Below are 11,450 nucleotides of genomic sequence, written 5' to 3' on the forward strand. Positions count from 1 at the left end.
GGGTTGGCCGGGACGGGGTTTGGCCGGGAGGGTTGGCTGGGACGGGGTTCGGCCCGGGAGGGGTGGCTGGGACGGGGTTTGGCCGGGAGGGTTGGGGGTTGGTTGGTGGGGAAGGACGGGATCGTGCAGCGGGAAGAGAACGCGACGGGTAGCGCCGCGGCGGGGGTCGTGCACGGCCTGTCCCAGCGGCACGAGACCCTGGCCACCGTCGAGTCGCTCACCGGCGGGCTGCTGGCCGCGTCGATCGTGGAGATCGCCGGGGTCAGCGCGATCTACCGGGGTGGGCTGGTCGTCTACGCCACCGAGCTGAAGGCCACGCTGGCCGGCGTACCGGGCGATCTGCTGGCCGCACGCGGACCGGTCGACCCCGATGTGGCGGCGGCACTCGCCGAGGGCGGTCGGCAGCGCTGCGGAGCGGACTGGGGGCTCGCCACCACCGGGGTCGCCGGCCCCGAGCCGCAGGACGGCAAGCCCGTCGGCCTGGTCTACGTGGCGGTCGCCGGCCCGACCGGCGCCGAGGTCCGCCAGCTCGACCTCGACGGCGGGCGGGACCGCGTACGCTCGGCCGCCGTGATCGAGGCGCTGCGGCTGCTCGCCGAACACATCCACGCCGCCGACGAGGCTGCGGTCGAGGGCCTGGAGACGGCCGGCGGGAACACCCCGGACGGCGCGGAGACGAAGGGCCACGCCGCCCGGGACGGCGCGGGGACGGCTGGCGCGGGGCGTCGGTGAGCCCGCCCTCCACGATCCGACGGGCGGGGTGGGATGTCGCCGGGGCGCGCAGCGGGTACGGTTGCGGGAAGGCTCCGACGCTCGGAGTCGGCGCGGTCCGCCGCGGCCGGCTTCCCGACGGCGGGCGTGAGGTATCCCTCAGGGGGAGGTGCGATGGTCCTGCTACGCCGGGTGATCGGTGACGCACTGCGGGCGCGCCGGCAGGGACAGCAGCGCACACTGCGTGAGGTGTCCACCGCCGCCAATGTCAGCCTCGGTTACCTCTCGGAGATCGAGCGGGGGCACAAGGAGCCGTCCAGTGAGCTGCTCGCGGCGATCTGCGACGCGCTCGGCGCCCGCCTCTCCGAACTCCTGCGCGAAGTGAGCGACACCGTGGCGCTCGTCGAACAGATGCCCGCCGGAGTGCTCGTCGGCATGCAGGACGAGCCGGCCGAGGCGGCGCCCGTCGGCGCGCCGGCCGCCGTCCGCAAGGCCGCCAACCGGGGTGTCCGGCAGGTCACCTCCGACGGCAAGGTCGCCGTGTCGGTCCGACAGGAGTCCCCGCTGCGGGCGACGCTGCGCAGCACGCGGGTCCGTCCCACCGAGCGCGACCGGGACGTGGTCTGCGCGGCCTGAGCTCCGTCCGGCGGATGACCATGGGCGAGGTGGCTCCCGCCGCGTAGGGTTGCCCGCAGGAGCCGACGGTGCCCGTCGAGCGCCCGGTACGGACGCCCCGCTGGCGTTCGGCTGGGACGATGGAGACCGGCCGGGTCGCGGTCGGTCGGCGCAATCCGGCCCGACCGTGGTGGAGTGACGCTACTGAGGGGATACCGCGGAGATGGCGAACCCGTTCGTCAAGGGTTGGAACTACCTGATGGCGCTCTTCGGTGCGAAGATCGACGAGCACGCCGATCCCAAGGTGCAGATCCAGCAGGCCATCGAGGATGCCCAGCGGCAGCACCAGGCGCTGGTCCAGCAGGCTGCGGCCGTCATCGGCAACCAGCGTCAGCTGGAGATGAAGCTGTCCCGGCAGATGTCCGAGGTCGAGCGGCTCCAGGGCAACGCCCGGCAGGCCCTGGTGCTGTCCGACCAGGCCCGGGCCAAGGGCGACGAGGCCGAGGCGACGCGGTTCGAACAGTCCGCCCAGGCCCTGGCCACCCAGCTGGTCTCCGCCGAGCAGGCCACCGAGGACCTGAAGACCCTGCACGACCAGGCGCTCGGCGCGGCCGCGCAGGCCCGCCGCGCCGTCGAGAACAACTCGATGATCCTCCAGCAGAAGCTCGCCGAGCGCACCAAGCTGCTCAGCCAGCTCGAGCAGGCCAAGATGCAGGAGACCGTGGCCCGCTCGTTGGAGTCGATGTCGACCATGACAGCCCCCGGCACGACGCCGTCCCTGGACGAGGTACGGGACCGCATCGAGCGGCGGTACGCCAACGCGATGGGCCGCGCCGAGCTGGCCGGCAACTCCGTCGAGGGCCGGATGCTGGAGATCCAGAAGGCGACCATCGACTCGGCCGGCTCGGCCCGGCTGGAGCAGATCCGTTCCAGCATGGCGGGGGAGCAGCTCGGCGGCACCGCGCAGCGCCCGGCGGTCCCGCAGGCCGAGAAGGCGGGCCCGGGCAGCGACCCGGCCGCCGCCGCCCGGCTGGACGAGTTGCGCGCCAGCATGGCCCGCGAGCGGGGCACCGGCGACCCGACCGCCGCCGGCTGAACCAGCGGTCCGAGGAGGTCTTCGTGGCAGACGAGCGGACGCGGTACTTCCGTCGGCTGGGTCGGCTGCGCCGGTCCGCCCGGCGGTGGAGCGTACTGGCCGGTGGGCTCGGCGGGGCCGCGGCGGTGCTGACTCCGTACGCCGGGCTCGGTCTGCCGGACGCGGCCTGGGCCGGCGCCGCGGGCAGCGCGGTGGCGTTGGCCGCCTGGCGCTGGATCGACCTGCGGGCGTTGGCCGCCCGGCCCGCGCCCCCGGCGCTGGACCCGGCCGAGGCCGCCGCCCGGTCCCGGGCCCGGCTGGTGGCCGCCGTCGAGCGACTGCCGGTCGGCTCGGGCGTCCTGGCCGAGGTACGTCGGGTGCGCAGCCGGGTCGCCCTGCGTGGCACCACCGCCGGGCAGCAGTGGGCGCGGCTGGACCGCGCCTCGCTCACCCTGGCCGGAATGGCGCCCCGGCTCACCGGGCTGGCCGAGCCGGCCGTGCTGGAGGCCGCTGCCGCCGACCGGTCGCTGCGGGATCTCGCCGACCGGGTGGCCAGCGTCGAACGGGCGCTGCGGCTCGCGCCGACCGACGCCCGGGCACCGCTGGCCGACGCGCACGCCGCGCTGACCGCGCAGTTGGAGAGCGGGGTGGCGGCCTACGAGCGGCTGGTGGTCGCCGCCGCCGGTTACCTCGCCGAGGACGCCCGCCCGGAGCCCACCCACCCGGCCGCCGATCGGCTCACCGAGGCCACCGACCTGCTGCACGGCGTGGCCTCGGCCCTTGCCGAGCTGCGTGCCGGCGGTGCCGGCCTGCGCGCGCCCACCCGCTGAGCGCGCGCCGCGCGCCCGTCACGGTGGCGTCGTGACCGGGATCGGATCGGTGTACGGCGAACTGCCCACGACGTTGAACGACCGAATCCGGTAGTGGTAGGTCACGTCCCGGCCCAGACCCGTGTTGGTGAAGCCGCGGCCGGTCACCGTGAAGGTCGCCACCTCCTGGGCGAACGCCGGGTCCAGCGCCCGTTGCACGATGAACCCCGACCCCGGGCCGGCAGGCGTGTCCGCCGCCCAACCCAACACCACCGTGGCGGTGTCCGGTCCCGGCGCGCTGGCGGTGGCGCTCACCTCGCTCGGGGTGCCCGGCGCGGGCGGGGTGCTCGCCGCGGCCACCGTCGACCACGCGGAGGCAGCGCCGAGGTACGTGGTGCGGACCCGGTAGTAGTACGTGGTGTCCGGCGCGGCCGTGGTGTCGAGGTGGTTGTCGCCGACCCCGATCGCGGTGGTGCCGGGTCCGCTGGTGAAGGTCGGGTTGGTGGCCCGCTGCACGTCGATGCCGGTGGCGAAGGACCGGTTCGTCCAGCGCAGCGCCACCCGCAGCGGCGCGGCGGGCGGGATCGCCGCGATCAGTCCACCCGGCGCGGCGAGGTGCACCGAGGCGGGCACGCTGTTCGACCAGGACGAGTAGCTCACCTCGTTCTCCGCCCGGATCCGATAGTGGTAGGTGACTCCGGGGGTGACCGTCGCGTCGGTGTAACGGGTCGCGGCGGCCGCGACGGTGATCGTGGTGATGTCGCCGCCGAAGGACCCGTCGGTGGCCCGTTGCAGCAGGTGGCTGGTCGCGGGTGGACGTCCGCCGTTGCCGGTCCAGGCCAGGGCGATCGCCGGCAGCGCGGTGGCCGAGCCGGGCACCGGCGTGGCCGTCAGCCCGGTGGGCGCGCGCGGTGTCACCCGCAGCACCAGCGGTCGGCTCATCCCCAGGTCGCGGTGGCCGGCGAGCTGGCTGTGCCAGCGGTACTCCCAGCCCAGGTTGACCATCTGGTTGACCACCACCGCCGGCCGCCCGTCGGTCGGGCTGACCGGCGTCGACCCGGTCCGCGAACCGGCCGGCTGGCCGGGGTCGAGCAGCCGGACGCTGTCACCGAGCTTGAACGGCAGGGCCGGGGCGATCGGGCGGAGCGCCACCACGACGTCCTCCCGTGGGTTGACCCGGACGATCTGCTTCCAGCCCAGCTCCGCCGGGTGCGGGGGGCGCTGCGTGCCGTCCCAGCCGACCCGGTTGACGATCTGCACGTCGCAACCGCCGAAGCGCAGCGGCTCGGTCTGGCGGACGTTCCCGCTGACCCGCCAGAGCTGCGTGCCGTCCGTCGCCGCGCCGACCGGCGTGGCCGGATCGGCGGCGAACAGCACCTCGGTCACCGGGTCGGTCGGCCCGAGTGGCAGCGTCGCCGGCGCGAGTGGCCCGGTGTGGGGGTGACCGACCCCGAGTCGTCCGGCGAGTCGGCCGTGACCGGGCTCGAAGACCTGCTGCGCGGCCTTGACCTCGATCGGCAGGGTCACCGGGCCGGTACCGGCCAGCGGCGTGAACGTCACCGTGTCGGCGTGCGCCGTGATGACCGTCTGGGCCGGGGTCCGGCTGCCGAACGCCGGGTCGTACGCCGGCTGCGGCACGATCGGTGGGCGCTGGCTGGCCGCGTACGCCGCGGGCAGCCGCACCCGCAGCCGGTCCAGGTCGTACGGGGGTTCGGGTGTGCCGGTCACCTGGAACTGCAGCAGGGTTCGGGTGTTCGGGCCGTACCCCGGCTCGGTGGGTGGTGGGCCGCCCTCGGCCGTGCGGTCCGGCGCGTCGGTGTGCTGGTCGTAGCGCTCATCGAAGCCGGGCAGCGGCGCCGGGGCGTCGTTGTAGAGGATCAGCGTGCTGCCCGGCGGCACGCTGGAGAAGTCGACGAGCACGTCGGCGCCCTCACCCGGGGCCAGCAGCAGCGTGTGCCCGTCGACGTTCAGCACTGTCGGGTCGAGCCGGTCGTACCGGTAGCCGATCGGACGGTTCGGCAGCACCACCGGCGCGGGCAGCAGCCCGGCCTCGTTGCCGATCTGGACGAACTCCGGGCCGGCGGCCCGTGGGTCCGGCACTCCGCCGTCGCGCCCGTCGCTGGGCCAGCCGGCCGGTCGCTCCGCCGACCGCACGGCGGGCACCATCGGCACCTCCCCGGCGTCCGCGTCGGCCAGGCCGCCGTCGTCGGCCCACATCGGCGCGTCCGAGCAGGCCCGGTAGAGCTGGAGGTTGAGGCTGCGGTCCAGGCAGGCGTTGAGGATGCGCAGCCGGTACACCCCGGGGCGCACCCGCAGGTACGGGTACGCGACGCCGTTGACCAGCGGGGTGTCGCCGTACGCCGCCGGCACCGCGGACGGGTGCGGCACCCCGGGGCGCAGTGGCGGCTCGGCGCTGCCGCCGACCGGGTCGTGGTGCGGGTTCGGCACCGGACCCGGGCCGGTCAGCGGTGGCTCGCCGGCGATCCGCTCGGCCATCGGCCAACCGTCCACCGTGGGTCCACTGTCGGTCCGGCCACCGTCCGGCGCGGGGCTGCGCGACCAGGGGCCGTAGTCCCACCGGCCGGTGGGGTTGCGTCCGCCGGACCGGTACGGGTTCTGCCGGGGCTGGTAGACGTGGGGGTGCCACAGACTGCCCCGGGCACCCCAGCGCTCCCGGTCCCAGGTCGGGTCCTCGGCGGCCAGTTGGGTGTCGTCCGGTACGAAGGTCTTGTCCTCGATCACCAGGGGCACCTGGTCGGCCGGTAGCACCCCGTCGGCGACGAGCTGGTCCTCGACCGGGTCGGTGAGCAGGTACGGCGCGAGTTGCCCCGCGTAGACGGTGAGCCGGGCCAGCCCGAGGGTGTTGTCGTGGAACCACAGCAGCCGGCCGCTCTGCTCGTTGGGGAAGTAGAGCGTGGTGGCGCCGGCTCCGGGCGCGGGCATGTCCGGCACGGGCGTCAGGCCGGTACCCGTCGGGTACGGGGTGATCTCCCCGGCCGGCGTGATCCAGTGCCCCGGGTTGCCCGCGCTGGTCCAGCCGGTCTGCGCCCCGGCCAGGTGGAGCACCGCCCGGTTCTGCGGGTACGGCGCGGGGCCGTCCAGCGGCCCGATGCCGGCCCCCTGCACCGTCTCGTCGACCGGCAGGAACAGCTCACCGGCCCGCCCGGTGGGAAGCTGGTTGATGAACTTCACCCGGACCGGTCGGCCCCGCCGGGCGCGGATCATCGGGCCGAGGTGCCAGGGGCGCTCTGGTGGCGCCACCGTGTTGTGACCCGCCTCGTCGGTGCCCAGGTTGAGCTGCCGGTAGCCGCGCAGCCGGGTGGCCGGCAGGTCGCGGTGCAGGCGTTGGGCGTACTCCTGGAGCCCGATCTCGTAGTAGTCGCAGCCCGGGTAGCTGATCGTGTCGGGCACCGCCACCGGCAGCGCCTCCTCGCCCGGCACGGGCAGCGCGTCGACGAACTTGCGCAGACCGGTGCCCGGCACCAGCCGACCGTTCGGGTCACGTCTGGGGCGGGGACTGTGGGCGACGTTCGGCACCGGCCCGAAGCAGCGTGGCTCGGCGGACGGGTCCAGGCTCGTCGTGGGAGCGGCCTCCTCGGCGGTACGCGCGGTCGGAACGGATGCCGTTCGACCGAGGCCGTCAGGGGCGGGCCGGTAGAAGAAGGTGGAGCGGAGTCTGCGGAAGATCGCCATGACTCTCCCCGGGCTCGGGGCACGAGGACCGCCACCACGACGTGGCGGCCCTCGGCACTCTTGCTGACAGGCGGTGAGCACCCAACCGCAGCATGCGACGTCGACGGCCGGTTAGGAATTACCCAATCGTCCGTATCTGCGCTGACCTCGATCCACAACGCCCGGTCAGTCGGGCGGCGGGGTCCCCGGCTGCTCCGGCTGGCAGAGCGGGCACCAGTAGGTGACCCGTTCGCCCAGCTCCTCCTTGCCGATGGCGGTGCCACAGCGGCGACACGGCTGGGCGCGGCGACCGTACACGTAGCTGGTCTGCCCCCGGTGCAGCGAGCCGGTGGTGCTCTGCGTCCAGCGTCCACGGTTGGCGGCCAGCAACCGCTGCGCGAGCGCCACCATGCCCGGCAGATCGGGCACCGCGCCGACGGGCGTCCACGGCGACACACCCCGCAGGAACAGCACCTCGCACTTGTAGAGGTTGCCCACGCCGGCCAGGTTGCGCTGGTCGAGCAGTGCCTCGCCGATCGTCTGCTCGGGGTGTGCGGACAAACGCTGGACCGCCTCGGCCGGGTCCCAGTCGGGGCCGAGCAGGTCGGGCCCGAGGTGGCCCACCAGGTCGGCCTCCTCGGCGGTCGGCAGCAGGGCCAGCTCGTGCAGGTGGTAGCCCACCGCCACCGCGCCCGGGCTGCGCAGCACCACCCGGATCAGGTGCGCGGGCCGGCCGCTCCACCGTTCCCCCGGCGCGTACGCCCGCCAGGCCCCGTCCATCCGCAGGTGGGAGTGCAGCGTCCAGGACGCGTCGTCCGGAGCGGCGAGGCGTAGCAGCAGGTGCTTGCCCCGGCTGGCCGACTCGCGGACGGTCCAGCCGGTGAGGTCGGTGGTGGCCAGCCGTGGCACCCGGAAGTCGGACCCGGTCAACCGCGCGCCGGCGAGCGCGCGGTGCAGCACGCGGGCCGTGTTCCAGACGGTGTCACCTTCGGGCACGCTGCCATCCTCCCTCTTTCGAGCAAGATTCGCATGTGTCGCTATTTGTAGTCAGGTTCCTCATGATCTCCCGACATGGGAGGGTCAGGGAGTTCTGAGGAGAATGCCCATGAGACGACGCCATTGTCGTATCCGACCCGCCACCCTCGCCGCAATCCTCGCCCTCGTGCTCACCGCGGCGCTCGTGCCCGTCGCCAGCGCCGTCCCGACCATCGCCCCCGCGACCGCCGGATCACTCACCCTCACCGCCGGCGCGCCCGCCTCGGAACAGTGGAGTGCCGACCTGTCGGTCGTCGACCGGGACGACGTCAACGTCCGCCGTACCGCCTCCGGACTGCGGCTCCGTGCGGCCCGCCCGGCCGGACGCAGCCCTCGCAGCCCGCACAGCGCGCTCGCCGAGGGCATGCTGCTCACCGCCCCGCGCACCCTCGCCCGCCCGGCCACCCGGGTCCGCGCCGAGATCGGCGCCGACGTTCCCGCCGGCGCGAGCGTCGAGGCGCAGGTGCGCGGATGGCGGCTCAGCGGCTGGACCGAGTGGCGGGCCGCGACCGCCGGCGCGGTCTTCGACCGGCCGGTCGGCCGGGTGCAGACCCGGGTGGTGCTGACCGCGCGGGCCGGCGGGGCCACCGCGACGGTACGCGCCGTCCAGCTCACCGCCGACGCGACGGCCGCCGTCTCCGCCGCCACGCCGGGACTCACCTACCGGGTGTACGCCACCCGGATCGGGCTCGTCGGCGAACTGACCGCCAACGGCCGTACCGTGCAGCCGCGCGACCACTTCGCGGCGCTACCGTCGCGCCGGGGTCTCTCGCCACTCAACACCGGCGACTACACCGTGCGGGTCTGCACCACGGCGGGCACCCGCTGTGAGTACGCCCCGGTCTGGGACGTCGGGCCGTGGAACACCCGCGACGACTACTGGAACCCGTCCGCCGTCCGGGAGAACTGGAAGAACCTGCCCCAGGGCCGGCCCGAGGCGCAGGCCGCCTACCAGTCCGGCTACAACGGTGGGCGGGACCAGTTCGGGCGTACCGTGCTCAACCCGGCCGGCATCGACCTGGCCGACGGCACCTTCTGGGACGGACTGCAACTCACCACCAACGCCTGGGTCGACGTCGCGTACCTGTGGACCGGCGGCGGGCCCCGTGCCGTGGTGGGCGACGGGCCGCTCAACATCCGCACCGGGCCGGGCACCTCGTACGCGACCCGTGGCCTCGCCGCGCGGTTCGCCAACGTGCCGGTCCAGTGCTACGTCACCGGCCAGTCGGTCGCCGGCCCGTACCGCACCACCACCAGGTGGAACCGCCTGGCCACCGGGCAGTACGTCAGCCACGCGTACATCTCGACGGTGTACGGCGGCGCCGTACCGGTCTGCTGACCGGACCTCGCCTCGGCGGGCGTCGCCTCAGGGGCGCTCGTCGGGGCGGGCGGGGCGCACCATGTCCTGGTAACGCGGGTGGCTGGCCCCGTACACGGCGTAGTTGAGGCGGGCGTGCGACAGGCTCAGGTCACCGTTGGCGCCACCCCGCACGGCGTCGGCGTCGGCGTCGCTCTGACCGTCGTCGGTCCAGAAACAGACCGGGCAGGTCCCGCCGCCGGTCCGAGAGGCACAACAGGGACAGCCCACGGGAACTACGTGTTCACCCACCGGGGCAGCATTCCATAGTCGAATGTCACCCGGCCACCCGCAGGAGGTCACCCGGGCGCACCCCGAGGACGTCCACCGCCCGGCCGCCGTTGACCGCCACCGCCACCCGATCGGCCGAGTCGACGTACACCACGAGGGCCTGGTCTGGCGCGTCGCCGAACGTCCGTCCGCGCACCGCCGCATGGGGCGGCGTCGGCCCGGGCGGGCCGACCCGGACGGTGGCCGCGAGCGGATCGAGCACCTCGCCCGACGCGGCCAGTTGCACGTTTCCGAAGTGGTCGACGGTCAGCACCTCGGCGGTGAAGCCGTCGGCGTCGCGGGTCACGTGCGGCGGTGGCAGCCGGACCAACCCGTCTGGGTCGACCGCCGGACCGGCCTCGGCCAGTGGCGCGCCGAGCGCCAGACGGGCGGCAACCGGCGCGAAGACGTCCCGACCGTGGAAGGTGCCCGACACCCGGGCCGCCAGCCACCGTGGCTCGGTGAGTTCGACGGCGGCGCTCACCCCGCCGAGCGCGGTGGCCGCGTCGGGCAGCAACCCGTTGTCCGGGCCGACCAGCAGCCCACCGGGGGTGGCCAGGGCGATGCCCCGACGGGCGGTGCCGACCCCCGGATCGACCACCGCCACGTGCACGCCCACCGGCAGGTACGGCACGGTCTGCGCCAGCACTGCCGCCCCGCGCCGAACGTCCGCCGGTGGCACCAGATGCGTCACGTCGATGACCCGGGCGGTGGGTGCGATCCGGGCGATCACCCCGTGGCAGGCGGCCACGAAGCCGTCGCTCAGGCCGTAGTCGGTGGTCAACGAGATCCACGGTGTGCCGGACATCCCCGCAGGCTAACGCCCGCGCCCTCCGCGCATCCCGCGCCCGCGCTCTCCGCGCCAAGATCCGCGCAACTTCCTTGTTGTTGCTGCTTGCGGCGCACGGGAGGCAGCAACCCTGATGTTGTGCGGATCTTTCGGCACGGACGCCTGCTGGTCGACGGTCGGATCGGGCCGTGTCGGCGCGGGCTACCCGGAATCCGGTCGACCCGGGTGGCGGATAGCGGACAGCGCGGTGGCCGACCGGCCCCTCGCGCCGCCCAGCGCGGTTGGGCAGACTTCGCCTGTGACACTTCGGAGCCTGCCCGCCGTCGGGGTCCTGCTGGTCGCCGCTGCCGTTGTCGCCGGCTGCGGCCGCGGTGACGACTCCGCGCCATCGAGTGCCGCCCCCAACGTCTCGTCCTCGGCCGTCCAGGCCACCGATCTGCCGAGCGTGCCGAACCCCGCTGTGGTTCCCTCCAGCACCGACTCGGCCGCACCACCGCCACCACGGTCCGTCGCGCCGTCCCCCGTGCCGCCGGCACCGCCGCAGGGACCGGTCGAACGCCGGCCGGCCAGTCCACCGCCGGTGGTGCTGCCCCAGCGCCCGGCGGGCGCTCCCAGCGCCCGGCAGGTCGTCGACGTGTTCAAGGCCGCCGGTCTGCGGGTCACGCACCCGAAGGACCGCTCGGTCGACTGTGGTCCGGACGGTCTCGGGCTGGGCTGTTCAGAGATCGTCGCCACCGACGGCGTCACGGTCTACGTGTTCCCCGACGAGACCAGCGCCGGCGACATCGCCGAGACGTGGGGCGGCCAGTCGTACCGGCGTGGGGCCGTGGTACTCAACTACCTCGAAGCGAAGACGCCCGCAGCCGACCGCCTCCGCTACGAGAAGGCGCTCAACGGCTTCCGCTGAGGTTGCCTCGCTGCCTCGCTGCCTCGCTGTCCCGGCTGTCCCGGCTGTTCCGTTGTCCGTCGGGCGGTTGCGGCGGGCATGGCTGTTGTGGCGTTGATGCCTGTGAGTCATCAACGGATCGGTCGACGGCCACCGCCGGCCTCCGACTCGCCCGGTTCCTTCGCGCCCGGCCAGGGCTTCGCCACCCGGGAGGCCAGCACGAACTCCTT

General features: G+C 74.4%; 10 protein-coding genes and 1 pseudogene. 6 read left to right on the top strand and 5 right to left on the bottom strand.

Going from position 1 to position 11,450, the window contains the following annotated elements; all coding sequences use genetic code 11:
• The first annotated feature begins 120 nt into the window (after positions 1-120).
• The 4 genes from ABZU91_RS26800 to ABZU91_RS26815 all read left to right on the top strand — a co-directional run bounded on the left by ABZU91_RS26800 (position 121) and on the right by ABZU91_RS26815 (position 3,231).
• A complete protein-coding gene (locus ABZU91_RS26800) occupies positions 121-732 on the top strand; it encodes a CinA family protein (RefSeq protein ID WP_355246002.1) in 612 nt (203 codons plus the stop codon).
• A 153-nt stretch (positions 733-885) separates the two neighbouring features.
• Positions 886-1,347, top strand: a complete 462-nt coding sequence (locus ABZU91_RS26805) for a helix-turn-helix transcriptional regulator (RefSeq protein ID WP_355245964.1) — start codon at positions 886-888, stop codon at positions 1,345-1,347.
• Positions 1,348-1,549: 202 nt separating this feature from the next.
• Positions 1,550-2,422 carry a PspA/IM30 family protein gene (locus ABZU91_RS26810; protein WP_355245967.1) on the top strand — a complete coding sequence of 291 codons (873 nt, stop codon included), beginning with the start codon at positions 1,550-1,552 and terminating at the stop codon, positions 2,420-2,422.
• A 23-nt stretch (positions 2,423-2,445) separates the two neighbouring features.
• Positions 2,446-3,231, top strand: coding sequence for a hypothetical protein (locus tag ABZU91_RS26815; RefSeq protein ID WP_355245970.1), 786 nt, complete (start codon positions 2,446-2,448; stop codon positions 3,229-3,231).
• 18 nt (positions 3,232-3,249) lie between these two features.
• On the opposite strand, the gene ABZU91_RS26820 is transcribed toward ABZU91_RS26815, so the two are convergent.
• Complete coding sequence (locus ABZU91_RS26820) at positions 3,250-6,903, bottom strand: hypothetical protein (protein ID WP_355245973.1); 3,654 nt, start codon at positions 6,901-6,903, stop codon at positions 3,250-3,252.
• Positions 6,904-7,068: 165 nt separating this feature from the next.
• Entirely contained in the window at positions 7,069-7,878 is an 810-nt protein-coding gene (locus tag ABZU91_RS26825; RefSeq protein WP_355245975.1) for a DNA-formamidopyrimidine glycosylase family protein, read from the bottom strand.
• Positions 7,879-7,987: 109 nt separating this feature from the next.
• Here ABZU91_RS26825 and ABZU91_RS26830 point away from each other — a divergent pair, with 109 nt between their 5' ends.
• Positions 7,988-9,256: a hypothetical protein gene (locus ABZU91_RS26830; protein ID WP_355245978.1), complete on the top strand. Its 1,269-nt coding sequence runs from the start codon at positions 7,988-7,990 to the stop codon at positions 9,254-9,256.
• A 27-nt stretch (positions 9,257-9,283) separates the two neighbouring features.
• Here ABZU91_RS26830 and ABZU91_RS26835 read toward each other — a convergent pair whose 3' ends face one another.
• Together ABZU91_RS26835 and ABZU91_RS26840 are read right to left on the bottom strand one after the other, a co-directional pair.
• Positions 9,284-9,526, bottom strand: coding sequence for a CPCC family cysteine-rich protein (locus tag ABZU91_RS26835; protein ID WP_039905669.1), 243 nt, complete (start codon positions 9,524-9,526; stop codon positions 9,284-9,286).
• 25 nt (positions 9,527-9,551) lie between these two features.
• On the bottom strand, positions 9,552-10,352 hold the full coding sequence (locus tag ABZU91_RS26840) for an SAM-dependent chlorinase/fluorinase (protein WP_355245981.1): 801 nt from the start codon (positions 10,350-10,352) through the stop codon (positions 9,552-9,554).
• Between the two features lie 280 nt (positions 10,353-10,632).
• Between ABZU91_RS26840 and ABZU91_RS26845 the strand changes: the two genes are divergently transcribed.
• The gene (locus ABZU91_RS26845; RefSeq protein WP_355245984.1) at positions 10,633-11,241 is read left to right on the top strand and encodes a hypothetical protein; all 609 of its coding nucleotides are present in this window, start codon (positions 10,633-10,635) and stop codon (positions 11,239-11,241) included.
• 113 nt (positions 11,242-11,354) lie between these two features.
• On the opposite strand, the pseudogene ABZU91_RS26850 reads toward ABZU91_RS26845, so the two are convergent.
• A pseudogene (locus ABZU91_RS26850) lies at positions 11,355-11,450 on the bottom strand (NADH-quinone oxidoreductase subunit C); the annotation flags it as partial.

Origin of the sequence: Micromonospora sp. NPDC005174, from assembly GCF_040608495.1 — a bacterium.
Lineage (GTDB): Bacteria > Actinomycetota > Actinomycetes > Mycobacteriales > Micromonosporaceae > Micromonospora.

What these genes read in the sequence shown, in the direction of transcription:
- ABZU91_RS26805 (WP_355245964.1), top strand. Translation starts at nt 886, where the DNA reads ATGGTCCTGCTACGCCGGGTGATCGGTGACGCACTGCGGGCGCGCCGG.
- ABZU91_RS26810 (WP_355245967.1), top strand. Translation starts at nt 1,550, where the DNA reads ATGGCGAACCCGTTCGTCAAGGGTTGGAACTACCTGATGGCGCTCTTC.
- ABZU91_RS26820 (WP_355245973.1), bottom strand. Translation starts at nt 6,903, where the DNA reads ATGGCGATCTTCCGCAGACTCCGCTCCACCTTCTTCTACCGGCCCGCC.
- ABZU91_RS26830 (WP_355245978.1), top strand. Translation starts at nt 7,988, where the DNA reads ATGAGACGACGCCATTGTCGTATCCGACCCGCCACCCTCGCCGCAATC.
- ABZU91_RS26840 (WP_355245981.1), bottom strand. Translation starts at nt 10,352, where the DNA reads ATGTCCGGCACACCGTGGATCTCGTTGACCACCGACTACGGCCTGAGC.